Genomic DNA, 26,238 nt, shown 5'->3' with positions numbered 1-26,238 from the left:
TCAGCTCGAATCGCTGTCCAATTTCTCGAACGCATGTTCGAATGATACGTTCGCCCGCCGACAGAATCCGCTCAGCTGAGAACACCGGGACGAAAGTGGCGCAAGTGATTTCAGCGGAAGGCGGCCGGGGCGCCTCTTCGAGCAGGCACCCCCGCTTCGGGCGGGAGCGCCGGGAACCCCGGGCCGCGGACCGAAGCCCCTGCCCTACTTCTGTTCGTAGGTGCCGTGGATGACCGCACGAGCAATCGCGTGCTGGAACAAGTTGAAGCCGAGAAAGGCGGGGCTCGCGTCCTCTGGCAGATCCAGCTTGTCGGTGTCCACGGCGTGCACGGCGATGTAGTACCGGTGCGGGCCGTGGCCCGCCGGCGGCGCGGCCCCGATGTAGCGGCGCTGCCCGGCGTCGTTCACCAGCGTCAGCGCATCGCCGGGCAGGTTGCTGCCATCGCCGGCGCCCGCGGGCAACTCGGTGACGTCGGCCGGCAGGTTGGCCACCGCCCAGTGCCAGAACCCAGAGGCCGTCGGGGCGTCGGGGTCATAGACGGTGACGGCGAAACTGCGGGTCTCGTCCGGGAATCCCGACCAGCTCAGCTGGGGGCTGACGTCTTCGCCGCCCGCACCCATGATTCCGCTGACTTGCGCTTTAGCCAGCGGCTGGCCGTCGCCAACCGATTGCGAGGTCAACGTGAAGGTCGGCAGCTCCGGCAACGATGCGTACGGGTCGGGAGCAGTGCTCATGGTGGTCCTCTCGTGTGATCGGCTTGGTGATCTAGCAGTGGGTCAGGAAGTGGGCCAGCACGTCGGTGCCGAACCGCAGCGCATCGATGGGTACCCGCTCATCGACACCGTGGAACAGCGCGGTGAAATCGAGATCCGGCGGCAACCGCAGCGGGCTGAACCCGAAACAGCGAATACCTAAGCGCGCGAACGATTTCGCATCGGTACCGCCGGAAAGCATATACGGCACGGTACGGGCGCCCGGGTCATGCGCCAGCACAGCCTCGTTCATGGCGTCGACCAGGTCGCCGTCGAAGCTGGTCTCATACGACGAGAAATCCTTGATCCATTCGCGCGTCACGTCGGGGCCCAGCAGCTCGTCGATCTCGGCCTCGAACGCCTCCTTGCGGCCCGGCAGGATGCGGCAGTCAACCACCGCCTCAGCGATCGCCGGTACGACGTTGGCCTTATATCCGGCCTTGAGCATTGTCGGGTTCGCGGTGTCGTGCAGCACCGCCTTGAGCATGCGGGCCATCGGGCCCAGCTTTTCGATCATTCCGCGCAGGTCGCCCGATTCGGTGTCGAAGGTCAGCCCGGTCTCCTCGCTGACGGCGGCGAGGAACTGCGCGACGGTGTCGGTCACCACGAGCGGAAACTGGTGGCGGCCCAATCGGGCGACGGCCTCGGCGACGGCGGTCACCGCGTTCTGGTCGTGGACCATCGAGCCGTGTCCGGCCGGACCCCGGGCGGTGAGCTTCATCCAGGACAGCCCCTTTTCTGCTGTCTCGATCAGGTAGAGCCGGCGTTCTCCCCCGTCGCGGCGGGGCACGGTCAGCGAGAACCCACCCACCTCGCCGATCGCCTCGGTGACGCCGGTGAACAGATCCGGCCGGTGATCGACAAGCCACTGTGCCCCGTACGTGCCGCCGTGCTCTTCGTCGGCGATGAACGCGAAGACCAGATCGCGGGGCGGCACGATGCCCGCCCGCTTCAAGTGGCGGGCCACCACGATCATCATGCCGACCATGTCCTTCATGTCGACCGCGCCGCGACCCCAGACGAAGCCGTCTTTGATCGCGCCGGAGAACGGGTGCACGCTCCATTCGGTCGGCTCGGCCGGGACCACGTCGAGATGCCCGTGGATCAGCAACGCGCCGCGCGAGCTGTCGGCGCCGGGCAGGCGGACGAATACATTGCCGCGGCCCGGCGCGCCGGACTCGGCATACTGCGGCGCGTAACCGACCTCGGCGAGCTGCTCGGCGATCCATTGCGCGCAATCTGCCTCGCCCTTGGTCGTTTCCGGTTCGCCGGTGTTGGTGGTGTCGAAACGAATCAACTTGCTGACAACCTCGACCACGTCGTCGCTCGGGTTGGTTGGCGCCTCGGTCGCCCCGCTCTGGATGGTCACAACCACCTTTCCTACCATTGCCGCGACTCGGCGGCGTGCTGCCCGATCATCGCGCCGTCTCGGGGAGCTGGGTTGGGTTCGCGGCGCGCGATCCGATAGCCTTAGCTGCCAACCCATGCTGGTTTGGCCTTGTCCGAGTGGCGGAATGGCAGACGCGCTAGCTTGAGGTGCTAGTGCCCTACTAATGGGCGTGGGGGTTCAAGTCCCCCCTCGGACACACTGTGATGTCGCGAGACATCGAGGACAGATGTCTCGCGACATAGTGAACACCCTCAGTTGTTGGCTGGGGGTGTTTTCTGTTGTTGGGGTTGGTAGTCGCTGTTGGTGTCGAGGGTGAGTTGGCGGATGAGTTGGCCGCCGGGGGTGGCGATGATGCGGATGTTGAGGTCGGCGATGAGCATGAGCACGGGGGTGTTGGCCCAGCGGTGGCCGATGCCGATGTGGTGGAGGCGTCCGGCGTGGCGCAGGGTGAGCTTGCCGTAGCTGTCGACGCGGTCGGTGCGCACTCGCCAGTGGATGCCAGCGGGGGTGGTGGCGGGCCCGGCGGGGGGTCGGGCGCAGTAGGCGTCGTGTGGGGTGCGGCGACCGCAGGAGCGGTGGGGGCGCACGGTGTTGTAGTACTCGGTGAAGGTGTCTAGCTGTGCTTGTAGGTCGGTGATACTGGCCGCTGGGGAGCTGTCCTCTATGTCGGGAGACATCCGTCCTCTATGTCAATGAATCACAGACCCCCTCGGACACACGACTGAGGCGAGGGAAATGAACGCTCGCGTTCATTTCCGAGCCGATGGAGCGTGTTGAGCGGCAAAGCCGCGAGCACACACGATTGAGGCGAACGGAATGAATGCTCGCGTTCATTTCCGAGCCGATGGAGCGTGTTGAGCGGCGAAGCCGCGATTACACCCGGTAACTCACTGCCGAAGACGCCGCTTCGGTGGCGGGTAGACGCCCCTGGCGATCGTCGCCGACAGCCACCCGATCGCCCAGCCGCCGCACACCAGCAGGAACGTATGCCGGCTGGCGGCGTCGCCCGTCGTCGAAACCACCGCCAAGATGACCGCCCAGACGATCGCGCACGCGATGCTGTAGGCCGTGTAGGTGCCGTAACGCCGTCTCATCTCGCGGATCCTCTCGGTCGTGCCTGAGCCTGCAGCCAACCCGAACTCTGCCACCGCGCTCGGCCCGACGCACGTAGCCTGGAAAGAGGCTTAGCAGCCGGGAGCGTAAACGAATGAACCCATCGAGTCGTTTTGTCCGGCGGACATCACCGAAGACGTTCGTCGACCGACGCGAGGCCGGCCGCGAACTGGCGCGGTGGTTGGCCGCGTATCGCGGCCGGGGCGATGTGCAGGTATTCGGGCTGGCCCGTGGCGGCGTGCCGGTTGCCTGGGAGATCGCGACCGCCCTGGAGGCGCCGCTCGACGTTTTCCTGGTCCGCAAGCTCGGGGTGCCGCAGTGGTCGGAACTGGCGATGGGCGCTTTGGCCAGCGGTGGTGGCGTGGTGATGAACCGGGACGTGGTGGCCAGCCTGCATGTCACCGACGAGCAGGTGCGCGAGGTGATCGACAGTGAGACGGCGGAGCTGCTCCGGCGCGAGCACGCCTACCGGGGTGGTCGCCCGATCGCCGACTTGCGCGACCGGATTGTCATCCTGGTCGACGACGGAATCGCAACGGGCGCAAGCATGCTCGCCGCCGTACGCGCCGTCCGAGCCGCCGGTCCGAAATCCATCGTGGTCGCCGTCCCGGTGGGACCGGAGTCGACCTGCCGCGAGCTCCTACGAGAGGCCGACGACGTGGTGTGCGCGACCACACCGCCGGGATTCGAAGCCGTCGGGCAGGTCTACGACGACTTTCATCAGATCAGCGACGACGAGGTCCGCCAACTGCTCGCCACGCCGACTTGCTGAGCGCCGAACCGCCAAAAAACAGGAGTTACTTGGCGGGCTCGTCGCCGCGGCCCTCGGCCGCGACAGTGGACTCCTCGGTCTGCGCGGTTTCCGCGGTGGTCGCCGGTTCGCCCGCGGCCGGGGCTTCCTCGGGGTAGTCGACGTAGTCGTCCTCGTGGGCTTCGTCGGCAGCTGGGGTTTCGTCGCCTGCCACGTCAGGCCGCTGGCGCTCGCGCAGGGCGTCGAGGATCAACAACACCACACCCACCACGCTCGCGGCGATGCACACCCACGCCACCAGCTCGTTGCTGGTGACGACCGCGAACACCAACGCGACGAGCCCGATAAGCGCCAATACCAGCGCAATGATGAGCATCAGTCATCCTCCAAGCGACGAGTGGGACCGCGGTTTCATGACCAAGTGTGCCAACCCCGAAGCTCGGCGAGTGACCGGCACGTCCGAAAGGCTAGTTGCTGCCCCGGTTGAACTGGTCGAAGCTGCCCGCATCCGCGCTGGAGTCCACGGGCGCGGCGGACCCACGCTGACCGAGCTCCTCCAGCTGAGACTCCAGGTAGGTCTTGAGCCGGGTGCGGTATTCGCGCTCGAAGGTACGGAGCTGCTCGAGGCGGCCTTCCAGCACGGTGCGCTGCTGGTTGATGGTGCCCATGATCTCGGAGTGCTTGCGTTCGGCGTCTGCCTGCAGGGCGTCGGCCTTCTCCTGGGCCTGGCGCAACTGGGTCTCGGAGCGGGTCTGCGCGTCGGCGAGCATGGCGTCGGCGCGCTGCCGGGCCTCGGCGACCGTGGTCTCGGCGGTGCTGCGCGCCTCGCTGAGGATCTGGTCGGCGTTGGCGCGGGCGTCGGACAGCATCTTCTCCGACTCGGTCCTGGCCGTGGTGGTCAAGCGGTCGGCGGTGTCCTGCGCCAGCGTCAACACCCGAGCGGCCTTCATGGCCTGCTCCTCGTTGTTGGCCGCGGCGGCCCCCGCGGCCGGCGTTGCGGCCGGCGTCGGCTTGACCGGCTCGGGCTCGGGCTCGCGGACGGGAATCGCCTGGGTGGGCGCGGCCGCTGCGGCCGGGGTGGCCGAGCCACCACCGGAGGACAGCTCGTGGTCCAGTTCCTCGATCCGCTGGCGCAGATCGCTGTTCTCTTCGATGAGCCGCGTCAGCTCGGCTTCCACCAGATCGAGGAAGGCGTCTACCTCGTCTTCGTTATAGCCCCGCTTGCCGATCGGTGGCTTACTGAACGCCACATTGTGGACGTCGGCTGGTGTAAGCGGCATTGTTTCGTCCCCTCAAGTTCCTTCTCGAACGTTCTGGAAAGTGTAGAACGCAGTGGTAGCCGTAGTGCAACTGCCGTCCATCCTGTCACACCAGGCGCGACCGTTGCCGATTAGCCCAATAAATAAGGACCAATTTCAAACTTTGAAGGCAATAAAATCCGAAACCTTAGAATTTTTAAATCGCGGGTACCAAACCGACGCTAAAGCGTGGCCGAACCGTCTCCGGGACGGAATGGGTCACACCATCGGGCCCCATGGGGAGCTAAGCCGCCGCGCCGAACGCCAGCTGCATCCCGATGAACGCGACGAGTAACAGCACCATGATCGAGAGGTCGAAGCGGACCGCTCCGATGGTGAGTTGCGGGATCAGCCTGCGGAGCAGTTTCACCGGCGGATCCGTGATCGACAAGATGATCTCCAGCACCACGACGGTGATCCCCGTCGGATGCCAGTCCCGGCTGAACGAGCGGATGAACTCAACCACGACCCGAGCGATGAGCAGCAGCCAGAAAATGAATAGCGCAAACCCAAGGATCTGAAAGAACAACACCAACTGAAGTGCCCCGACCTTACCCGTGAGAAGCCAAGCGCCGCCGACCAGCGCGGCGCCTGCCAGCGTACCGACTCCGGGCGAGGGGCCTCATCTCACGTGGGCACTTCCGGCCGTCGAGGATCCGAGCTCCCGCTGTGCAGCGGGCGGCCGATGTGGCTATTGGTAAGCGTAGAAACCGGTTTCGGCGATTCGGCGGCGCTCCTCCGGGGACACGTCGACGTCGGCGGGCGACAACAGGAACACCTTGGTCGCGACCTTGTCGAAGGATCCGCGCAGCGCGAAGGCCAGGCCGGCCGCGAAGTCGACGAGGCGCTTTGCGTCGGCATTGTCCATCGACACCAGGTCCATGATGACCGGGGTGCCGTCGCGGAAGCGCTCACCGATGGTGCGCGCCTCGCTGTAGTCCTTGGGCCGCAGCGTGGTGATCTTCGAGAGCGGATGGCCCTCTTCGAACATCATCGCCATCCGGCGGGGGTCCATCGCCAACGCGCCTCGGGTGGAGTTGCGCAACCACGACCCGAAGCGCGGGCCGCCCCGCTCGCCCCGGTCGAACTCGCGGGGGTGGACGGCGCCGTAGCGGGGCTCGTCCCCGTAGCCGCCGCGGTAACCGGCGGGCGGCGGGTAGTCGGCGGGCTCGCGGCGCGGATCGTCGTAGTCGTCTTGCTCGTAGCGACCGTATCCGTCGTCAAATCGCGGCCGGGGAAAACCACGGGACGGAGCGTGGTCGTCGTAATACTCGTCCTCGTAGTCGTCCATTGGGGCCATACCGAAATAGGCCTTGACTTTGTGCAGTGTGCTCATTGCGTTGACCCTTCTAGCCCCTGGGAGTACTGGTGTCAGTGATAAAGCTGTTACTACAGTGACTACTTACGGTGACGGTAACCGCCGCGGGCCCAATAGCGCGGTACCGACACGCACACACGTCGAACCGTGTTTCACGGCAATTTCGAAGTCGTTGGACATGCCCGCGGACAACCCGACCGCGTCGCGATGCGACTCGAGAACCCGGCGATGCTCCGATTGCAGCCGGTCAAAGGCCTCGTCGGGGTCCGAGTCCAGCGGCGGGATCCCCATCAGCCCGACCAGGTCCAGGTTTTTGGAGTCCTCGACCTGATCGCACACCTGGTCAACGGCGCCCGGCCGCGATATGTCGACGCCGCCACGGGACTCGTCGCCGTCGAGGCTGACCTGGACGTAGATCCGCATCGGGGCGGTGCGGCGGCCCTCGGCCAGCGCCGCCGCCACGCCCTTGTCGAGCGCGGACACCAGGTGCGCGCTGTCGACCGAGTGCGCGGTGTGTGCCCAGCCCGCCACCGATTTGGCCTTATTCCGCTGGATATGACCGACCATGTGCCAGCGCGGATTTCCCACGTCCCCGTGCGCCGATGCCGCCAGCAATCGGGTGACTTCGGCCACTTTTGCCCTCGCTTCCTGGTCGCGAGATTCGCCGACGACTCGGCAACCCAAGCGCGACAAAGTCACAACATCGGTTGCTGGGAAGTATTTGGTAATCGGTAGAACTTCGATTTCACCGACATTGCGACCCGCCGCCTCGGCCGCCGCCGCCAGGCGCGAGCGCACCGATGCCAAAGCGTGGGTCAATTCCGAGTCGCGGTCGCTGCGACTGTCACCGGCGTGCATTCCTACCGCCATCGCAGTCACTCCATCCAGACCAGTGAGGCCAGCCGGCCGGTCGGGGCATCCCGCCGATGACTGAACAACGCCGGGTCGTCCACCGTGCACCGAGGATCGATATCGATCGCCGTCACGCCCAGATCCCTTAGCTGGCAGGCGATTCCGGCCCGCAGATCGAGGCCGGGAGTTCCCGCGGCGGTGGTGGTACGACTGCCCGGCAACGCCGCCTCGACCTCGTCGGCCATGGCCGCGGGCACTTCGTAATTGCGGCCGCTGACCGCCGGGCCCAGCAGCGCCGAGATGTCTTGCGGTTGCGCGCCGAGCTTCTGCATCGCCTCCACCGTTCGGGTCACCACCCCGCGCTGGGCGCCGACCCGGCCGGCGTGCACTGCCGCGGCAACGCCGGCGCGCGCATCGGCCATCAAAACCGGAACGCAGTCGGCGGTGACCACTGCCAGGGCGAGTCGCGCGGTGCGAGTCACCAACGCGTCGGTGTCGTCGACCGCGGTGTCACGCGCTCCGTCGACCACCTCGACCCGGTCACCGTGGACCTGGTTCATCCACACCACGCGCCCCGCACGCAGGCCGACGGTGGCGGCCAGCCGGGCCCGGTTCTCGGCCACCGCCGCCGGGTCGTCCCCGACGTGGTCGCCGAGGTTGAAGGTGTCGAAGGGCGGCTTCGAGACCCCACCGGCCCTGGTGGTGGTGACCCGCCTGATGCGAACGCTCACGTGACCAGTATCCGGAGCGGTGTGCTTGCCAGGGGGCAGCGCCGTCCGGCCCGTATATTTCGAGGCCGGTTTGTCGCGCGCTGGCAAGCAAATTGAGACCCTCAGCGGCGCATGAACGGCGGCACGTCGACGTCATCGTCATCGCCGCCGATATTCAAAGTCGATCCGTTGGTGTGAACCGGCACGCTGACGGCGTCGACCGGTTCGAACAGCGTCGAGGTGAGCTTGCCCGCCTTCGCCGACTCGATCCGGTGCGCACCGCCCTTTTCTTCCTTGTCGGCACCGCCGCCGAGCACGGATTTGCGGCCGGTGCCTGCGGCGTCGAAGCCCGCGGCGATGACGGTGACGCGCACCTCGTCGCCCAGCGAATCGTCGATCACGGTGCCGAAGATGATGTTGGCGTCCTGATGCGCGGCGTCCTGCACCAGCGAGGCCGCCTCGTTGATCTCGAAAAGGCCCAGGTCGCTGCCGCCGGCGATCGACATCAGCACGCCGTGGGCGCCCTCCATCGAGGCCTCCAGCAGCGGGGAGTTGATGGCGATCTCGGCGGCCTTGAGCGAACGTCCCTCGCCGCGGGCGGAACCGATGCCCATCAGGGCGGTGCCCGCGCCGGACATGATGCCCTTGACGTCGGCGAAGTCCACGTTGATCAGGCCCGGGGTGGTGATCAGGTCCGTGATGCCCTGGACGCCGTTGAGCAGCACCTCGTCGGCGCTGCGGAAGGCGTCCATCAGCGACACCGCGGCGTCACCCATCTGCAGCAGCCGGTCGTTGGGGATCACGATCAGGGTGTCGCAGCTCTCGCGCAGCGCCGAGATGCCGCTCTCGGCCTGGTTGCCGCGCCGCTTGCCCTCGAAGGAGAAGGGCCGGGTGACCACGCCGACGGTCAGCGCGCCCAACTTGCGGGCGATGCTGGCCACGACGGGCGCCCCGCCGGTGCCGGTGCCGCCGCCCTCGCCGGCGGTGACGAACACCATGTCGGCCCCGCGCAGCAGCTCTTCGATCTCGTCCTTGGCGTCCTCGGCGGCCTTGCGGCCGACTTCCGGGTCCGCCCCGGCGCCCAGGCCACGGGTGGACTCGCGGCCGACGTCGAGTTTGACGTCGGCATCACTCATCAGCAGCGCCTGCGCGTCGGTGTTGATCGCGATGAACTCCACGCCTTTGAGGCCTTGTTCGATCATCCGGTTGACGGCGTTGACGCCGCCGCCACCGATACCCACGACCTTGATGACGGCCAGGTAGTTATGCGGGGGGGTCATCATTCGTCTTCCTCCCTGATGGGCTTGGCTCAGCTCTCTGCCGGCGGTGGGCTCCTCCGGACGTTTCGCGGCTCTCGTGGCAAACCCTCAACCTCAACCATAGAGTTAGAGTTATGTCAAGTAGTTCCGCGCAACCAGAACGGTATGGGTATGGCGCGCCCTAACCACGCAGGCGCGCCGACACGCGCCCCGCAAATTTTGGGCAATTTCCGCCGCGCCCGGGCGCGTGCGCTGGTCCCCACGGCGTCGAGCGCGCCGACGTGACGAAGGTCGCTACTTGACCGTCGGCAGGTCGGGGCTGGACACGTCGTAGACCTTGCCGGGCTGGGTCAGCAGCGCGGCCAGTTTCTCGGCCTTCTCGTCGGTGCGGTCGGTGGTCCCCCAGATCACCACCCGGCCGTCGCCCAGCGTCAGCGTGATCGAGGCCACCGACTGCGCGGCGACGTGGCCGACCTGGCTCTCGATTTCGGGCCGCAACGCGGTCAACACCTGCAGCGCCGCCTTGGTGGCCGGGTCGTTCGGCCCCGGGTCGGCGACGTCGAGGTACGGCAGCGCCGGCGGCGGCGGCCCGGTCGCGAAGTCCACCCCGTCCCGATCGAAGAGATGCGGTCCGTCGGGAAAGTCCTTGACGGCCACCGGAACTCGCTCGACGATGGTGATCCGCAGCGCCGACGGATACTGGCGCTGCACCCGCGCGCTGGCCACTCGCCGGATCGCGGCCACCCGGTCGGCGACCTGGCTGGTGTTGATCTGCAGCAGCGGCGTTCCGATCCGCACCCGCGCCGCATCCAGGACCTCTTCCCGAGTCACCACCCCGGTGCCGACGACGACGATGTTGCGGGCCGCCATCGCGGGCGTGAAATACAGGATCAGCGCCAGCCCGACGCCGACGATCACCAGCGCAACGGTGGCCAGCAGCATCTTCAGGCCCCGAACAACGCCCCGCGCAACGGGTTTGGGCTCGTTGATCAGCCGCCCGCTGGCCCGGCGCTTCGCCTCGCGGCGCGCCTCTTCGATCGCGGTGGCGCGGGCCTGGGCGGCGCGGCGTTCGGCCCGCTCCCGGCGGGCGCGCCGGCGGGGCCCCTCGGCCTCGCGATCGTCACCGGCGTCGCTGTCGGGCCGGTCCGCGCCGGCGTTCGTGCCGAGCGGTTCGGTGACCGCGCCGTCGCCGGCGGCCTGGGCTTCGGCCTGTTCGCCGACCGCGTTGGCAGGGACTGGGTTGGCAGGGACGGGGTCGTCCGGCCTCGTCATCGCAACGCCCCGGGGGCGCTGCGGTTGGCCCGCACCCGCAGCGCCGTGACGATCTCGGGTCCCAGCAGCGTCACATCGCCGGCCCCCATCGTGACGATGACGTCGCCCGGGCCGGCGGCGGCCGCCACCTGCTCGGCGGCCGCGGAGAAGTGCTGCAGATAGCGCACCGGCGCGCTGACGTGCTCGGCGACGCTGGCCCCGCTGACGCCGGTCAGCGGCTGTTCGCGGGCGCCGTACACGTCGAGGACGAAGACCTCGTCCGCCGCGTCCAGGGCTCGCCCGAACTCCTCGGCGAAAGCCTTTGTCCGCGAATACAAATGGGGCTGGAACACCGCGATGCTGCGGCCGTCGCCGCTCTGCTCGAGCAGGGTGCGGACCGCCGCCAGCGTGGCGACGATCTCCGTGGGGTGGTGGGCGTAGTCGTCGAACACCCGCACCGAGGCCGCGCTACCGACCAGTTCGAATCGGCGGCGCACGCCCTCGAAGCCGGCCAGGCCGTCCAGCACGGCGTCGATCGGGGCGCCGATCTCGAGCGCCGCCAGCAGCGCGCCCATCGCGTTGAGCGCCATGTGGCGGCCGGGCACCGACAACCGCATCACCCGCGGGTGCTGCTCCGGGTCCAGTTCCGGGGCCAGCCGGATCTGCGCGACGGCTTCGGTGCCCTGTTGCTGCCACGACATCAACGTCGCGGCCAGTTCATCGTCGCCGGAGCCCGCGGATCCGTATCGCAACACCCGGATCCCCAGCTCGGCCGTGCGCCGTGCCAGCTCGGCCGCCCCGGGGTCGTCGACGCACACCACCAGCGCCCCGCCGGGCGCCAGCCGCTCCACGAAGGCGTCGAACACCGCGACATAGGCGTCGGCGCTGCCGTAGAAGTCCAGGTGATCGGTCTCGATGTTGGTGACCACGGCGACGTTCGGCGTGTACTCCAGCAGCGAGCCGTCGCTCTCGTCGGCCTCCGCGACGAAGCAGCCTCCGCTGCCGTGGTGGGCGTTGGTGCCGGCCTCCCCCATCTCGCCCCCGACGGCGAAGGACGGGTCGCGCCCGCAGTGCTGCAGCGCCACGATCAGCATCGAGGTCGTCGTGGTCTTGCCATGGGTGCCGGTGACCATCAGCGTGGTGCGCCCGTTCATCAGCTTGGCCAGCACGGCGGGCCGCAGGATCACCGGGATGCCGCGCCGGCGGGCCTCGACCAGCTCGGGGTTGGTCTTCGGGATGGCGGCGTGCGTCGTGATGACCGCGGTGGCGCCAGCGGGCAACAGGTCGAGCGAGGCCGCGTCGTGCCCGATGTTGATCAGCGCGCCCCGGGCGCGTAGCGCGTGAATGCCGCGCGACTCCTTGGCATCCGAGCCGGACACCAGGCCGCCGCGGTCGAGCAGGATGCGGGCGATGCCCGACATGCCGGCTCCCCCGATGCCGACCATGTGCACCCGCTGCAGCTCGGGCGGCAGCTGGTCGGTGCTCACGGGGTCCCCCCGGTCCACCGGCCGCTCGAGCGGCCCAGCTGGGCCTTGCGGGCGATGTCGAGTGCCGCCTGGGCGACCCGGCGCGCCGCGTCGGGATGCCCCACTCGCGCGGCGGCGGCCGTCATGGCCGCCAACCGCGGCGGGTCGCCAACCAGCCCCGCCACCTCGCGAGCCACCAGCTCGGGGGTCAGGTCGGCGTCGGCGACGATCATGCCGCCGCCCGCGTTGACCACCGGCAGGGCGTTGAGCCGCTGCTCGCCGTTGCCGATCGGCAGCGGCACGTAGATGGCCGGCAATCCCACCGCCGAGACCTCGGCGACCGTCATCGCACCGGACCGGCAGATCACCAGGTCGGCGGCCGAATACGCGAGGTCCATCCGGTCAAGGTAGGGAACCGCCACGTACGGCGGGTCGTCCGGCTGGGGCTCGCGCAGGTCGAGCGTGTTCTTGGGGCCGTGCGCGTGCAAGACGGCCACGCCGGCGGCGGCCAGCTCGGCGGCCGCTCCGGAGACCGCCCGGTTCAGCGAGGCCGCGCCCTGCGAGCCACCGAACACCAGCAACACCCGGGCGTCGTCGGCGAAACCGAAGTGGCGGCGCGCCTCGTCGCGCAGCGCCGCGCGGTCCAGTGCGGTGATGGCCTCGCGCACCGGCACCCCGACCACCTCGGCACGCGGCAACCCGCAATCGGCCACCGCGGACAGCACCCGCGCGGCGGTGCGGGCGCCGACCCGGTTGGCCAGCCCGGCGCTGGCGTTGGCCTCGTGGATCACCACCGGCACCCGCGGCTTGCGCGACGAGACTCCGCGCGCGGCGAGATAGGCCGGCAGCGCCACGTACCCACCGAAGCCGATCACCACGTCGGCGTCGACCGCCCGCAGCACGGCACGGGTTTCGCGGACGGCCCGCCACACCCGCGAGGGCAGCCGGGCCAGGTCGCCGCTGGGTTTGCGCGGCAGCGGCACCGGCGTGATCAGCTCGAGGGCATAGCCGCGCTCGGGCACCAGCCGGGTCTCCAGACCCCGGGCGGTGCCCAACGCGGTGATCCTGACCTGCGGGTCGAGGGCGCTCAGCGCATCGGCGACGGCCATCGCCGGCTCGACATGGCCGGCGGTTCCACCACCGGCGAGCACGACCGACAGTGGCTTGAGAGGCCTAAAAGAGGACAACGCGGCACCGGCGGGCAAAGGGTTTCCCCCCAGCCCGCCGGTCGGCTTGTTGACCGTGTCGTTCACCCGTAACGCTGACCTTCCAGTGCGCGAGCGCGTCGTGGCTGACGCTGGCCGGCCGCCTGACTGACGCGGCGTTGGCCAGATCCATGATGCCTCGCCCGTGATCGAGAGTTGCCCCCAGTCTGTCGAGCCGGCCGGCCGGCCGTCCGCGATGACGCCGGTCGCAGCGGCTCGTCGGCCGTGCGGGAGGCCTTGCGTGGAGCTTTGCGCCCGGGCGCGCCCGCGGCCTTGCGCGACGGCTCGGCCGACTTCGGGCGGGCGCGCTTGCGATCGCGGACCGACTCCAGGCGCGTCGGCGAGTAGGGCTCGGGCAGCGGCAGCCGCAGTATCCGGGTCATCTTGTCGTCGCGCCCGGCGCGCAGCGCGGCCACCGCCTCGGGTTCGTGACGCGCCGCGTTGGCCATGATGCCGATCATGAAAAGCGTTGCGGCGGTGGAGGTTCCACCTGCGGAGATGAGTGGCAGCTGAATACCGGTGACCGGGAGGATGCCGATCACGTAGCCGATGTTGATGAACGCCTGGCCCAGCACCCACATGGTCGTGGTGGCGGTCAGCAGGCGCAGGAACGGGTCGGCCGAGCGACGGGCGATCCGCATTCCCGTGTACGCGAACAGCCCGAACAGCACCAGCAGCGCGAACGCGCCGATGAAACCGAGCTCCTCGCCGATGATCGCGAAGATGAAGTCGTTGTGGGCGTTGGGCAGGTAGTTCCATTTGGCCACGCCCTGACCCAGGCCATCGCCGAAGATGCCGCCGTGCGCCAGCGCGAATTTGGCCTGTCGGGCCTGGTAGCCGGTGTCCTGCGGGTCGTTCTCGGGGTTGATCCAGGACCGCACCCGTTCCGACCGGTACCCGGCCGACATGGCCAGCACCGCGCCGGCCACGAAAACGGCCATCAGCGAGGTGACGAAGACGCGCAGCGGCAGGCCCGCGTACCACAGCAGGGCCAGCAGGATGATGCCCAGCGACACCGTCTGCCCGAGGTCGGGCTGCGCCACGATCAGGGCCAGCGCGATCACGGCGGCCGGCACCAGCGGGATCAGCAGTTCGCGCAGGCTGGCCCGATCCAGGCGACGGGCGGCCAGCATGTGGGCACCCCAGATCGCGAAGGCGATCTTGGCCAGCTCGGACGGCTGCATCGAAAAGCCCGCGACCACGAACCACTTACGGGATCCGTTGGCCAGGTTGCCGATTCCGGGAACGAGCACCAGCACCAGCAGGATGACCGTGACGACGTAGCCGGTGAACGCGACCCGGCGGATGAACCGCACCGACATCCGCAACGAGGCGTAGCAGGCGATGAGGCCGATCACGGTCCACAGCACCTGCTTGCCGAAGATCACCCAGGCGGACCCGTCGGCGTCGTAGGACCGCACGCCCGACGCCGACAGCACCATGATCAGCCCTAGCGTCGTCAGCAACGCTGCCACCGCGATGATCAGGTGAAACGACGTCATGGGCCGGCCCAGCCAGGCGCCGAACCGGCTGTGCGAGCCGCCCTCCTTGGCCGCGGCCTTGTCGGGCTTCTGCTCGGCCTTCTGCGGCTTGTCGGCCTTTGTCTCGGCCTTGGCTTCCGTGGCGCCGTCCGTGGCGTCGTCGTCGGCTGGCTCGAGCGCGGCCGTGCCGGTGGTGTTTTTACCCCGGCGCCGTAGCCGGGTCAGTGCGTTGCCCACGCCCGTCCTACCGCAGCGCCGCGCGCACGGCGGCCGCGAATGCGTCGCCACGGTGGGCGTAACCCGAGAATTGGTCGAACGACGCGCCCGCCGGTGCGAGCAGGACGGTGTCGCCGGGCTTCGCCAGGGTGCGCGCCGCGGCCACTGCCGCGTTCATCACCGCTGAGGCCCGATCGCCGCCTGATAGTTGCACTTCTGTCACATCTGCCCCAAGAACCACAGCAGTCGCATCCATACCAGCATCCTCGCCTGTCACAACCTGCAGGACGGGGACATCCGGCGCGTGTCGCGATAACGCCTCGGCAACCTCGCGCCGATCTCGGCCGATCAGCACCGCCCCGACCAGCCGGGACGCCATCCTGGCGACCTCGGCGTCGACCGATGCGCCCTTGAGCAGGCCGCCGGCGATCCAGACGACCCGGGGGTAGGCCAGCACGGACGCCTCGGCGGCGTGTGGGTTGGTGGCCTTGGAGTCGTCGACGTAGGTGATGCCGTCCGCGGCGGCCACGACTTCGGCCCGGTGCCGGCCCACCCGGAAGGAGGCGATCGCGTCCGCAATCGCCTCGGGCGGCACGCCGACGCAGCGCGCCAGCGCCGCGGCGGCCAGCGCGTCGAGCACCCCGACCGGGCCCGGAACCGGGATGGACTCGACCGGCAGCAGGGCCAGGTCGTCGGCGAAGGCGCGGTCAACCAGGTGGCCGTCGCGCACGCCGAGCTCCCCCGCCGCCGGTTCGCCCAGCCGGAAGCCGACCCGCACCGGCGCCCGGGCGGTGTCCAGCAGCGCCGCCGCCCGGGCATCGTCCAGGCCCACCACCGCCACCCGGCCGTCGAGCACCCGCGCCTTCGCCGCGGCGTAGGCGGCCATGCCGCCGTGCCAGTCCAGGTGGTCTTCGGCGATGTTGAGCACCACACCGGCCTCGGGCTTCAGCGAAGGCGCCCAATGCAATTGGAAGCTGGATAGCTCGACGGCCAGCAGCTCGGCGGGTTGCTCCAGGACGTCGAGCACCGGGTCGCCGATGTTGCCGCACAGCAGGCTGCGACGGCCGCCGGCGATCAGCATGGCGTGCAGCATCGACGTGGTGGTCGTCTTGCCGTTCGTCCCGGTGACCACCAGCCAGCGCCGCGGCGGTCCGCACTGGCCCGCGGCGTCGAGCCGCCAGGCCAGCTCCACGTCGCCCCAGATCGGCACCCCGGCCGCCGCCGCGGCGACCAGCAGCGGCGTGGTCGGCGCGAAGCCGGGACTGGTGACCACCAGGGCGTAGCGGGAGATCTGCTCGATGGCCGTCGACGTGGACGCGGTCGCCGCTCCCGCGTCGGCGTAGTCCCGCAACCTGGCCGGGTCGTCGTCGCACAGCGTCGGTGCCGCCCCGAATCGGCTCAGCGCCGCCAGCACCGCCTTGCCCGTCACGCCGCCGCCGGCCACCAGCACCGGCGCGCCGGGCGCCAGGGGTTCCAGCGGGGCCTCAAGACCGCTCATCAGGCACCGATCGCGCCCAGCCACTCACCGTAGAAAAGGGCGACGCCCAGGCCGCACGCGATCGCGGTGAGCAGCCAGAAGCGGATGATGACCGTGGTCTCGGCCCAGCCGGCCAACTCGAAATGATGATGAAAGGGGGCCATCCGGAACACCCGGCGCCCGGTGGTGCGAAACGTCAGGATCTGCAACACAACCGAGCTGACCTCGGCCACGAACAGCGAGCCCAGCACGACGGCGAGGATCTCGGTGCGGCTGGTGACGGAGAGGCCAGCGATGATGCCGCCCAGCGCCAGGGATCCGGTGTCACCCATGAAGATTTTCGCGGGTGCCGCGTTCCACCACAGGAAGCCGATGCAGGCGCCGGCGGTGGCGGCGGCGACCAGCGCCAGGTCCAGCGGATCGCGCACGTTGTAGCAGCCCAGCCCGGGGGCGGTCACGCAGGCGTTGCGGTACTGCCAGAACGTGATCAGCACGTAGGCGGCGGTGACCATCGCCATGCTCCCGGCGGCCAGGCCGTCCAGGCCGTCGGTGAAGTTGACCGCGTTGGACCAGGCGCTCACGACGATCACGCAGAACAACACGAACAGGCCCGGGGCCAGTGTGACGGTGGCGATCTCGCGCACGTAGGACAGATCCGCGCTGGCCGGTGTCAGGCCGGTGCTGTTGTGGAACTGCAGCGCCAGCACCCCGAACAGGACCGCGGCGGCGACCTGTCCGATGGTCTTGGCCGTCTTGTTCAAACCGAGGTTGCGCGACCTGCGGATCTTGATCAGGTCGTCGAGGAATCCGACGCCGCCGAGCACGGTGGCCAGGCCCAGCACCAACAGGCCCGACACGGTGACGCCTTCCCCGTCGAAGGCCATCCCAGCCAGGTGCGTGCCCAGGTAGCCCGCCCAGATGCCGGCCAGGATGGCCACGCCGCCCATCGACGGCGTGCCCCGTTTGGCGTGGTGGGTCGGCGGGCCGTCCTCGCGAGTGTGGTGGCCGAATCCCTGCCGGGTGAACAGCCGGATCAGCGCCGGGGTCAGCAGGATCGAGACCGTCAGCGCGACGGCGACGGCGATGAGGATCTGCCTCATGCGCGCGTCCCGCCCTCTTTTGATGGTGACGACCCGCTTCGCCCGGCTTCGCCGCCCTCGCGATCGTCACCGGCTGCCAGGGCGTCGGCCAGCGCACCGAGCCCCGCCGAGTTCGACGCCTTGACCAGGACGACGTCACCGGGTTGCACCTCGGCCCGCAGTAACGCCAGGGCGGCGTCGCTGTCGGCGACGTTGACGGCCCCTTGGTCACCCGCGCCCCAGGAACCCTCCATGACCGCTCCGTGGTGCATGGCGCTCATCGACCTCCCACTTCCCACGACAACGAGTCGAGACACATCTAAGCGCACGGCGAGCCGGCCGATGCGATCGTGCTCGACTATGGCGTCCTCACCGAGCTCGGCCATCTCGCCGAGCACCGCCCAGCTCCTGCGCTTTTCGGCGGGGTTCTGCCCGCCGCCTTCGCCGCCGCCGTGGGCGATCCAGGCCAGCGCCTGCAGCCCGGCCCGCATGGAATCGGGGTTCGCGTTGTAGGCATCGTCGATCACGGTGACCCCGTCGGCGCGGGTGGTGACCTGCATGCGGTGCCGCGACACCGGGCCAGTGCCGGCGAGTGCGGCGGCCACCTGCTGCAGGTCGGCGCCGCATTCCAGCGCCACCGCGGCCGCGCACAGCGCGTTGCCCACCTGGTGATCGCCGTAGACGCCGAGTTGCACCGGCACCTGCGTCACCCCGGACGCATCGCGCCGGTGCAGCGTGAACCGCGGCCGGGCCAGCTCGTCCAGGGAAACCGCACCGGCCCACAGGTCGCTGGGGCCCGCGCCGGTGCGCTCGTCGCGGCTGACCCGGACCACCCGGGCCGCGGTCACGTTCGCCATGGCCGCCACGGCCGGATCGTCGGCGTTCAGGATCACCACGCCGGAGGCCGGAACAGACTGCGGCAGTTCGGATTTCGTCCGGGCGATGGCTTCGCGCGAGCCGAACTCGCCGAGGTGCGCGGTGCCGACGTTGAGGACCACCCCGATGGACGGTGTGGCGATTTCGGCGAGCGCGGCGATGTTTCCGGGATGGCGGGCCGACATCTCCAGGACCAGGTAGTCGGTGTCGGCCGTCGCGCGCAGCACCGTCCACGGGTGCCCCAGCTCGTTGTTGAACGACCCGGGCGGGGCCACCACCTCACCGAGCGGCGCCAGGACGGCGGCGACCAGGTCCTTGGTCGAGGTCTTTCCCGATGATCCGGTGATGCCGACGATCGTCAGCCCCCCGGCCACCAGTTCGGCGGCGACCACCCGGGCCAGCCTGGCCAGCGCGCCCAGCACCGCCGCGCCGGACCCGTCGGCGTCGTGCTCGAGCACCCCGGCCGGCCCGCGATCCGGGTGCGCATCCGGCGGTTGCGGGGGCACCACGATGGCCGGAACCCCGACCGGCCGCGCCGCCAGGACGGCCACCGCGCCGGCGGCGACAGCCGCGTCGGCGAAGTCGTGCCCGTCGGACCGCGCTCCCGGCAGCGCCAGGAACAGCCCGCCCGGCTTGACGGCGCGCGAGTCGAATTCCACCGTCGCGGTGACGTGCCGCTGCGCGGCATCCTGCGGCGAGATACCGGACAAAGTGCCGCCGACGATGTCGGCGATCTGGGCGACGGTCAGGTCGATCACCGCTGCACCCCGTCGAGGTCACGCAAGGCCTCGGCCAGTTCCACCCGGTCGTCGAAGGGGCGGGTGTGTCCGCCGGCGCTTTGCCCGGTCTCGTGACCCTTGCCGGCGATCAGCACCACGTCGCCGGGACCCGCCCAGGCGACCGCGTGCCTGATCGCGTCGCGGCGGTCGGCGACCTCGACAACCTCTGCCGCACAACCACTTTCGATCGCACCGGCCAGGATCTCGCGGCGGATCGAGGCCGGGTCTTCACCGCGCGGATTGTCATCGGTGACGACGACCAGGTCGGCCAGCTCGGCCGCCGTGGCGCCCATCGGCGCCCGTTTGCCCGGATCGCGTTCGCCGCCGGCGCCGAACACCACCGCCAGGCGGCGGCCCGGCCGCTTCAGCGTGGTCAGCACCGCACGCAAGGCGCCCGGCTTGTGGGCGTAGTCCACCAGCGCCAGGAAGTCCTGGCCGGCGTCGATCTGTTCCATCCGCCCCGGCACGCGGGTCTGCCGCAGCCCCGCGGCCGCCTCCTCCGGCGACACCCCAACCACGTCCAGAAGGGCCAGCGCCACAAGGCAATTGGCGACGTTGTAGTGGCCGGGTAGCGGGACTGCGACCCGATGCCGGGCGCCGGCGGGATCGACCACGGTGAACTGTTGTCCCCCGGCGCCCATCGGGGCCACGTCGAGGGCCCGCCAATGCGCGGCTTGCCCCTCGGCGCTGACGGTGATCGCGTCGCCGGCCCGGGCCGCCATGGCCCGCCCGGCCTCGTCGTCGACGCACACCACGACGCGGCGCGCCCGCAGCGGCGAATCCGGTTCGAACAGCAGGGCTTTGGTGTTGAAGTAGTCCTCCATGGTCGGATGGAAGTCGAGGTGATCGCGGGACAGGTTGGTGAAACCGCCCGCCGCGAAACCTGTTCCGTCCACGCGGCCCAACGCCAGCGCATGGCTGGAGACCTCCATGACGACGGTGTCCACACCCCGTTCGGCCATGGCGGCCAGCATGGCCTGCAGCGCGGGGGCCTCCGGAGTGGTCAGCGCGCTGGGGACGTCGGCGCCGTCGATGCGGATCCCGATGGTCCCGATCAGCCCGGCGGTACGGCCGGCGGCACGCAGACCGGACTCGACGAGATAAGTGGTGGTGGTCTTGCCCGACGTGCCGGTGATGCCGATGACGGCCACCCGGTCGGACGGATTCCCGTACACCGTGGCCGCCAGGCCGCCGAGCACGCCGCGGGGATCGGGGTGCACCAGCGTCGGGACGGCCGGCGCGGTCATCTCTGCGACCCCGGCGGGATCGGTGAGCACGGCGACGGCGCCGCGTTCGACCGCGTCGGCGGCATAGCGGGCCCCGTGGGTCGCCCGACCGGGCAGCGCGGCGAACAGGTCGCCGGGCAGCACGTCCTGGGCGCGCAGCGTCACCCCGGTGATGGTCACGTCGGGCACGGCGGCGCCCTGACCTGGGTGATCGGCCAACACGGCGCCGACCTGGCCGGCGAGCGCGGGCAGCCGCACGCCTGCGGCGGCGCTGGGGCGTAACCCAGTGGGCATCGGCACCACTTGTGCTCACACCTCCCTCCGACGCCGCGTCGTCCTCATGATCGGCCATGACACCCTACCTAGCCGCAACCGGCCATGAGCCGATCCGCGCGCCGACGGAGCAGTCGGGGCGGCTGCGCGTCGGCGATCGCCGCGCGGCTGTACGGCGCCGACCCGCTAGGTGGCCTGCAACGTCAGCGGCGGGCCTGGATCGGGCGACAGCGGCACGTTCTCGCGCTGCATGAGCCAGCCGGCGATGTTGTGGAACAGCGGGGCCGCCGAGTGGCCCGGCGTGCCGTCGGCGTTGCGCTCCGGGTTGTCCATCATGATGCCGATGACATACCTGGGGTTGTCGACGGTGGCCATTCCGGCGAACGTGATCCAGTAGACGTTGTCGAAGTAGCAGCCGCAGGCCGGGTTGATCTGTTGCGCGGTGCCCGTCTTGCCGGCCATCTGATAGCCCGTCACCGCTCCCGCGGCCCCGGTGCCCTGCTGGTAACCCATCGGGTCCTTTTGCACGACGGCACGCAGCATGTTGCGCACGGTCTGCGCCGTCTGCGGCGACACCACTCGCACGCCTTCCGGGCGCGGCTCTTCGGTGCGCGTGCCGTCGGGGGCGATGGTGGCCTTGATGATCCGCGGCGGTATCCGCAGGCCGTCGTTCGCGATCGTCTGGTACATCCCGGTCATCTGCAACAGCGTCATCGAAAGACCTTGCCCGATGGGCAGGTTCGCGAAGGTGCTACCCGACCATTGGTCGATCGGGGGCACCAGTCCGGCGCTTTCACCCGGCAGGCCGACGTTGGTGCGTTGCCCCAGACCGAACTTGCGGACCATGTCGTAGAAGCGCTCCGGCCCGACGCGCTGCGCGAGCATCAAAGTGCCGACGTTGGAGGACTTTCCGAACACGCCGGTGGTGGTGTACGGCATCACTCCGTGCTCCCACGCGTCGTGGATGGACACCCCGCCCATCTGGATGGTGCCGGGAACCTGCAACACCTCGTCGGGATTGGTCAGCCCGTACTCGATGACCGACGACGCGGTGATCACCTTGTTCACCGAGCCGGGCTCGAACGGCGAGGACACCGCCAGGTTGCCCAGCTGTCTATCGCCCTGACGCCCGATGTCCTGGGAGGGGTCAAAGGTGTTGTCGTTGGCCATGGCCAGCACTTCACCGGTCTTGGCGTCGAGCACGACGGCCGAAACATTATGCGCGCCAGACACATTCTTGGCCTGCTGCACCTGCTGCTGCACGTAGAACTGGATGTCGTCGTCGAGGGTCAGCTGGACCATCGAGCCGTTGACCGCCCGGTGCCGATTGCGGTAGCTGCCCGGGATGACCACACCGTCGGAGCCGCGGTCGTAGGTGACCGAGCCGTCGGTGCCGGACAACACCGAATCCATCGCCTCTTCCAGACCCAGCAGGCCGTGACCGTCCCAGTCGATGCCGCCGACGATGTTGGCCGCCAGCGATCCGCCCGGATACTGGCGCAGATCCTGGCGTTCGGAACCGACCTCGGGATACTTGTCCGAGATCGCGCTGGCGACAGCGGGATCGACGGCGCGCGCCAGATAAACGAAGTTGTCGTCGGTTTGCAGCTTCTTCAAAACGGTCGCCGAGTCCGGTTTGTTGCCCAGCCGGCTGGACACCTCTTTGGCGATATCGCGCAACCGCTGCTGCGGATCCGGGGCCGTCGAGTTCTTGGCCCTGGCTTCCTCTAGTTGCTTGCGGATCCGTTTCGGCTGAAACGTCAGCGCCCGCGACTCGATGGTGAAAGCAAGCTGGTCCTTTTGGCGGTCGATGATGCTGCCGCGCACCGCTTTTTCCACGTCGGTGACCTTGAGCTGACCGGCGGCCTGGGCGCGCAGCGACGACGCGTTGGTCACCTGCAGGACGAACAATTGGGCGGCGGCCATCAGCATCAACACCAGGATGACCACGTTGCCCGCGCGATGCCGGAAGACGAACGACCCGCCGCGGCTGGTCAATTCCACGATCTGGCGGGTGCGGCGCTGCCGCGCCGAGTGCCCGGCCGCCGCCTCGGACCGTTGTGCCGCCCCGGCGGCTTTGGCTTGCTTGGCCTTCCGGAACCGCTTCGGCTCGCGAACGTCCGTTTTCTGCGGCTTCACGCGCCGCTTCGGTTGCCGTACGCCCTTGGCCTGCACGTCCTTACGGGGACCACGTGTCGGCCGTGCGGACTGCGACCGTCGTGCCCGCGGGGAGTCACCGCGGCTCACCTGGGCCCACCTGGCGGCGCGACGACCGCGGCGCCGGGCAGGCCGTTAGCCGGCCCGGTCGGGGCCACCGGTTGAGCCGGCGCCGCCGGACGGCCCAGCTGCAACGGGACCGGGATCTCGGCGGGCAACGGCGCGGGCGTCTGCCCCGGAGCCGGAATCGGCAGCCCGCCCAAGGGAATCGGTACCTCGGCCGGGGCTGGCGGAGTCGCGGGTCCGCCCGGCGTGGGCAACCCCGGCGTGGGCAATCCCGGAGTCGGCAACCCCGGCAGCGCGCCGGGAGCGCGTCCGGTGACCGGGCCGGTCGCCGGTGCAGCGGGCAGGCCGGGCAGTGCACCCGTCGCCGGTCCGCCTGGCATGCCGGGCAGCGTACCCGGCACCGGCAGCCCGGGGGCGGCAGGCGCGCCGGGCGCTGGGGGCACCACAGGCCCCAGGTGCTGCCCGCCCACCGTCGACGCGCCGTCGGGGGCGCGCAGCAGCGCTTCGGGCCCGGACCTGGCCGGGGCGGGGCCACCGGGGGCCGGCCCGACCAGAGTCGAGACCTCCGGGGGCGCGGCCGGCGGCTTGGGGGGTTGCGGCATTTCGTCGGGAAGCTTGCTGTTCAGCGGCGGCGGCGGAACGCCGTCGGCCGGCTTGGGTGTGCCGACCACCACCCAGTTCCCGGACGGGTCCTGGACCAGGTGCGCTGTGTCCCTGCTCGGGATCATGCCCTGCTTGCGGGCCGCCTCCGCCAGCGCCGGGGCGGCCTCCGCCTCGCGTACGTCGCGCTCGAGCGCTTCCTTCTGCTGCTGCAGCAACCGGGTCCGCTCCCGGGCGTGGCTCAACTTGTAGGAGCGCTCGGCGGAGTCGGTGGACAGCCACAGCGTGAGCCCGAGGCCGATGCCCAGCGCACCGATGATCAGGACGACGAACGGAACCTTGCTGGCCAACGTCCGCGGCCGCAGGTCGATCGACGCCAGCCGGGCGGCCAACCGTTCGGTCAGGCGGGGACGAACCACCTTGGGCGCCTTGGCTTTCCGCGCCTTTGCCCGCGCCTTGGCCTGGCTGGTGCTCTTGGGGCGGGCCTGGCGGTCGACGGGCCTTGCCATCGGGCTGGTCTGCGGTCCGGACTTGGGCGCGCGCGTTTCGCGGGCGGGCGCCGAGCTCCGGCCGCTGCGGGTGCGCCGCGCCGATCCCGATTCGGCTGCGGGACGAGTGCTGCGCCGGGCAGAACCGTCGCGTGCGCCCCGACGGTCGCTGCCACCGCGCCGTTTCGACGTCTCGCGTTCCGCTCTCATGCCTCGCCTTTCCCGCTAACCTGCCCTGACTTCGTTCGGTGCAGAGCCCGCAACCGCACTGCGGCACTGCGTGGATTGCGTTCGACCTCGGCGGCGTCGGCGCGTTCGGCGCCGTGCGTCAAAGACCGGAAGCGCGGCTCATGGCCGGGAAGCTCGACCGGCAGGTCCACCGGGGTGCGCGACGCGACCGCCTGGGCGAAGTGCCGCTTGACGATCCGGTCCTCCAGCGACTGGTAGGCCAGCACCACGATGCGACCGCCGACGTCCAGCGCGTCCAGGGCGGCAGGGAGGGCGCGGCGCAGGGTGTCCAGTTCGTCGTTGACCGCGACCCGCAGCGCCTGGAAGGTGCGCTTGGCCGGATGTCCGCCGGTGCGCCGGGCGGCGGCCGGAATCGCTTCGTACAGCAGGGCCACCAGGTCCGACGTCGACGTGAACGGCTGACGGGAACGCCGGCGCACGATGTGCGCGGCGATGCGGCGTGCGAACCGCTCTTCGCCGTAGCGGTGCAGAATGTTCGCCAGCTCCGCCTCGTCGTAGGTGTTGACGATGTCGGCCGCGGTCAGCGGCGACGAGGGGTCCATCCGCATGTCCAGCGGCGCGTCCTGGGCGTAGGCGAAGCCCCGCTCCGCGCGATCCAGCTGCATGGACGACACCCCGAGGTCGAATAGCATTCCATCCACGGATTCGGTTGCCGCATAACCGGACTCGTCCAGCGCCGTGGCGATCCCGTCGTAGCGCGCGTGCACCGGCGTGACTCGGTCGGCGAAGCGCGCCAGCCGGGCCCGGGCGATGCCCAGCGCGCTGGGGTCGCGGTCGAGTCCGATCAGCCGCAGCCCCGGCAGGTCGGTGAGGAATCGTTCCGCATGCCCTCCTGCGCCGAGGGTGGCGTCGAGCAGCGTCGCCCCAGACCCGTCGGGGCGGTGACGGGTCAGCGCGGGGGTGAGCAGTTCGACGCAGCGATCCAGCAGGACGGGGACATGCCCGTGGTCGTCGGAACTCGAATTCTCTGCCACCGCAACGCCTCCACGGATCTGCCGGCACGGGTGCTCGGGAAGGCGGGCGGCCCCTGCATCGAGGTCTCTGACCGAAGTCGCGAACCTGGCGTTGGGGAAGTACGCCAGGGTCGGTTCGGGCAGAGGCCACGTTGCACGGGCATGCGCCTCAGATGATGTCGCCGAGTGCTTCATCGCTGGCCGCGGAGAAGTTCTCTTCGTGGGTCTGCTGGTAGTCCTGCCAGGCCTGGGCATCCCAGATCTCGAGGTTGTCGATCGCGCCGATGACCACGCAGTCCTTCGAAAGGTTCGCGTAGCGCCGGTGATCGGCCGACAACGTGATCCGGCCCTGCGCGTCGGGATGCTGCTCGTCGGTGCCTGCCGCGAGGTTGCGGAGGAACGCCCGGGCCTCGGGGTTGCTCCGCGAGGCCTTGCTCGCGCGGCGGGCCAATTGCTCGAATTCCGCCCGCGGATAGACGGCGAGGCTGTGGTCCTGACTCTTGGTGACCATCAACCCCCCTGCCAGCGCGTCGCGAAACTTGGCGGGCAGCGTCAGCCGCCCCTTGTCGTCGAGTTTGGGCGTGTAGGTGCCGAGAAACACCAGCTCACCTCCCCTTTGGGGTCACCCAAACGCTGCAGCCACCATACCCCACAATCCCCCACTCTGCCCCATTCTTGAGGCGTCGTCGTGGCGTTTCCGGGGTTATTCGACGTCAGGACGCTGTCAATGCGCCGCATGAGGTGTGTCGAGGGCATGCACGGGCTTGCTCGAGGGCATCGGGTGAAGCGCGCTTACCAGGCAAAACACGCCAAGTGGGGCGTCGTGGGGGACTCTAGTGGGGCGCGGTGGGGCACGACTGCCACGACGCGCCTCGGTTAGGGCTCGATTGGGCTGCGAAACGGCATCGACGATTGATGGTCAAGCGGGGAAGGGTCGACGCCACCGAATACT

At 69.6% G+C, this 26,238-nt stretch carries 23 protein-coding genes, 1 tRNA gene and 1 pseudogene; 2 read left to right on the top strand and 23 right to left on the bottom strand.

The window, feature by feature from the left end; translation table 11 throughout:
* Window positions 1-204 precede the first annotated feature (204 nt).
* Together AC5Y30_RS02585 and AC5Y30_RS02580 are read right to left on the bottom strand one after the other, a co-directional pair.
* Entirely contained in the window at window positions 205-735 is a 531-nt protein-coding gene (locus AC5Y30_RS02585) for a YbhB/YbcL family Raf kinase inhibitor-like protein (protein WP_499916027.1), read from the bottom strand.
* Between the two features lie 31 nt (window positions 736-766).
* Window positions 767-2,140 carry a M20/M25/M40 family metallo-hydrolase gene (locus AC5Y30_RS02580; RefSeq protein ID WP_499916025.1) on the bottom strand — a complete coding sequence of 458 codons (1,374 nt, stop codon included), beginning with the start codon at window positions 2,138-2,140 and terminating at the stop codon, window positions 767-769.
* A 113-nt stretch (window positions 2,141-2,253) separates the two neighbouring features.
* On the opposite strand from AC5Y30_RS02580, the gene AC5Y30_RS02575 reads away from it, so the two are divergent.
* Window positions 2,254-2,339: transfer RNA gene (locus AC5Y30_RS02575), tRNA-Leu, on the top strand.
* Window positions 2,340-2,394: 55 nt separating this feature from the next.
* Here AC5Y30_RS02575 and AC5Y30_RS02570 read toward each other — a convergent pair.
* Both AC5Y30_RS02570 and AC5Y30_RS02565 read right to left on the bottom strand, forming a co-directional pair.
* Complete coding sequence (locus AC5Y30_RS02570) at window positions 2,395-2,820, bottom strand: integrase core domain-containing protein (RefSeq protein WP_499916023.1); 426 nt, start codon at window positions 2,818-2,820, stop codon at window positions 2,395-2,397.
* A 210-nt stretch (window positions 2,821-3,030) separates the two neighbouring features.
* Window positions 3,031-3,237 carry a hypothetical protein gene (locus tag AC5Y30_RS02565; protein ID WP_499916021.1) on the bottom strand — a complete coding sequence of 69 codons (207 nt, stop codon included), beginning with the start codon at window positions 3,235-3,237 and terminating at the stop codon, window positions 3,031-3,033.
* Between the two features lie 101 nt (window positions 3,238-3,338).
* Between AC5Y30_RS02565 and AC5Y30_RS02560 the strand changes: the two are divergent.
* A pseudogene (locus AC5Y30_RS02560) lies at window positions 3,339-4,028 on the top strand (phosphoribosyltransferase); the annotation flags it as partial.
* Between the two features lie 25 nt (window positions 4,029-4,053).
* On the opposite strand, the gene AC5Y30_RS02555 reads toward AC5Y30_RS02560, so the two are convergent.
* The 19 genes from AC5Y30_RS02555 to mraZ form a co-directional block, all read right to left on the bottom strand.
* Entirely contained in the window at window positions 4,054-4,383 is a 330-nt protein-coding gene (locus AC5Y30_RS02555) for a hypothetical protein (protein WP_499916019.1), read from the bottom strand.
* A 91-nt stretch (window positions 4,384-4,474) separates the two neighbouring features.
* Window positions 4,475-5,287, bottom strand: a complete 813-nt coding sequence (wag31, locus tag AC5Y30_RS02550; protein ID WP_499916017.1) for a DivIVA-like cell division protein Wag31 — start codon at window positions 5,285-5,287, stop codon at window positions 4,475-4,477.
* 262 nt (window positions 5,288-5,549) lie between these two features.
* Window positions 5,550-5,840 carry a YggT family protein gene (locus AC5Y30_RS02545; protein WP_007770770.1) on the bottom strand — a complete coding sequence of 97 codons (291 nt, stop codon included), beginning with the start codon at window positions 5,838-5,840 and terminating at the stop codon, window positions 5,550-5,552.
* Between the two features lie 156 nt (window positions 5,841-5,996).
* On the bottom strand, window positions 5,997-6,641 hold the full coding sequence (locus tag AC5Y30_RS02540; protein ID WP_007770769.1) for a cell division protein SepF: 645 nt from the start codon (window positions 6,639-6,641) through the stop codon (window positions 5,997-5,999).
* A 66-nt stretch (window positions 6,642-6,707) separates the two neighbouring features.
* Window positions 6,708-7,481 carry a YggS family pyridoxal phosphate-dependent enzyme gene (locus AC5Y30_RS02535; RefSeq protein WP_499916749.1) on the bottom strand — a complete coding sequence of 258 codons (774 nt, stop codon included), beginning with the start codon at window positions 7,479-7,481 and terminating at the stop codon, window positions 6,708-6,710.
* A gap of 17 nt (window positions 7,482-7,498) precedes the next feature.
* Window positions 7,499-8,206, bottom strand: coding sequence for a peptidoglycan editing factor PgeF (gene pgeF, locus AC5Y30_RS02530; RefSeq protein WP_499916014.1), 708 nt, complete (start codon window positions 8,204-8,206; stop codon window positions 7,499-7,501).
* Between the two features lie 101 nt (window positions 8,207-8,307).
* Complete coding sequence (ftsZ, locus tag AC5Y30_RS02525) at window positions 8,308-9,465, bottom strand: cell division protein FtsZ (RefSeq protein WP_499916747.1); 1,158 nt, start codon at window positions 9,463-9,465, stop codon at window positions 8,308-8,310.
* 273 nt (window positions 9,466-9,738) lie between these two features.
* Window positions 9,739-10,716: a cell division protein FtsQ/DivIB gene (locus tag AC5Y30_RS02520; RefSeq protein WP_499916013.1), complete on the bottom strand. Its 978-nt coding sequence runs from the start codon at window positions 10,714-10,716 to the stop codon at window positions 9,739-9,741.
* Window positions 10,713-12,182, bottom strand: a complete 1,470-nt coding sequence (gene murC / locus AC5Y30_RS02515) for a UDP-N-acetylmuramate--L-alanine ligase (RefSeq protein ID WP_499916011.1) — start codon at window positions 12,180-12,182, stop codon at window positions 10,713-10,715. The genes AC5Y30_RS02520 and murC overlap by 4 nt, the downstream gene beginning before the upstream one ends.
* Window positions 12,179-13,414 carry an undecaprenyldiphospho-muramoylpentapeptide beta-N-acetylglucosaminyltransferase gene (gene murG, locus AC5Y30_RS02510; protein ID WP_499916009.1) on the bottom strand — a complete coding sequence of 412 codons (1,236 nt, stop codon included), beginning with the start codon at window positions 13,412-13,414 and terminating at the stop codon, window positions 12,179-12,181. Before murG ends, murC begins: the two co-directional genes overlap by 4 nt.
* Complete coding sequence (gene ftsW / locus AC5Y30_RS02505; RefSeq protein ID WP_499916007.1) at window positions 13,411-15,084, bottom strand: putative lipid II flippase FtsW; 1,674 nt, start codon at window positions 15,082-15,084, stop codon at window positions 13,411-13,413. The genes murG and ftsW overlap by 4 nt, the downstream gene beginning before the upstream one ends.
* A 7-nt stretch (window positions 15,085-15,091) precedes the next feature.
* Window positions 15,092-16,561: a UDP-N-acetylmuramoyl-L-alanine--D-glutamate ligase gene (gene murD / locus AC5Y30_RS02500; protein ID WP_499916005.1), complete on the bottom strand. Its 1,470-nt coding sequence runs from the start codon at window positions 16,559-16,561 to the stop codon at window positions 15,092-15,094.
* The gene (mraY, locus tag AC5Y30_RS02495; RefSeq protein ID WP_499916003.1) at window positions 16,561-17,640 is read right to left on the bottom strand and encodes a phospho-N-acetylmuramoyl-pentapeptide-transferase; all 1,080 of its coding nucleotides are present in this window, start codon (window positions 17,638-17,640) and stop codon (window positions 16,561-16,563) included. Before mraY ends, murD begins: the two co-directional genes overlap by 1 nt.
* Window positions 17,637-19,253 carry a UDP-N-acetylmuramoyl-tripeptide--D-alanyl-D-alanine ligase gene (locus AC5Y30_RS02490; RefSeq protein ID WP_499916001.1) on the bottom strand — a complete coding sequence of 539 codons (1,617 nt, stop codon included), beginning with the start codon at window positions 19,251-19,253 and terminating at the stop codon, window positions 17,637-17,639. Before AC5Y30_RS02490 ends, mraY begins: the two co-directional genes overlap by 4 nt.
* Window positions 19,250-20,794, bottom strand: a complete 1,545-nt coding sequence (locus AC5Y30_RS02485; protein WP_499916745.1) for a UDP-N-acetylmuramoyl-L-alanyl-D-glutamate--2,6-diaminopimelate ligase — start codon at window positions 20,792-20,794, stop codon at window positions 19,250-19,252. Before AC5Y30_RS02485 ends, AC5Y30_RS02490 begins: the two co-directional genes overlap by 4 nt.
* Window positions 20,795-20,959: 165 nt before the next feature.
* Window positions 20,960-23,020 carry a peptidoglycan D,D-transpeptidase FtsI family protein gene (locus AC5Y30_RS02480; RefSeq protein ID WP_499915999.1) on the bottom strand — a complete coding sequence of 687 codons (2,061 nt, stop codon included), beginning with the start codon at window positions 23,018-23,020 and terminating at the stop codon, window positions 20,960-20,962.
* Entirely contained in the window at window positions 23,017-24,294 is a 1,278-nt protein-coding gene (ftsL, locus tag AC5Y30_RS02475) for a cell division protein FtsL (RefSeq protein WP_499915997.1), read from the bottom strand. The genes AC5Y30_RS02480 and ftsL overlap by 4 nt, the downstream gene beginning before the upstream one ends.
* Window positions 24,291-25,481, bottom strand: a complete 1,191-nt coding sequence (rsmH, locus tag AC5Y30_RS02470; RefSeq protein ID WP_499915995.1) for a 16S rRNA (cytosine(1402)-N(4))-methyltransferase RsmH — start codon at window positions 25,479-25,481, stop codon at window positions 24,291-24,293. Before rsmH ends, ftsL begins: the two co-directional genes overlap by 4 nt.
* Window positions 25,456-25,887 carry a division/cell wall cluster transcriptional repressor MraZ gene (gene mraZ, locus AC5Y30_RS02465; protein WP_067352892.1) on the bottom strand — a complete coding sequence of 144 codons (432 nt, stop codon included), beginning with the start codon at window positions 25,885-25,887 and terminating at the stop codon, window positions 25,456-25,458. Before mraZ ends, rsmH begins: the two co-directional genes overlap by 26 nt.
* Between the last annotated feature and the right edge of the window lie 351 nt (window positions 25,888-26,238).

It is taken from the genome of Mycobacterium sp. NGS27 (assembly GCF_059813005.1).
Note: the sequence above shows the minus strand (reverse complement) of the source record. Positions and strands in the feature narration are given on the sequence as shown.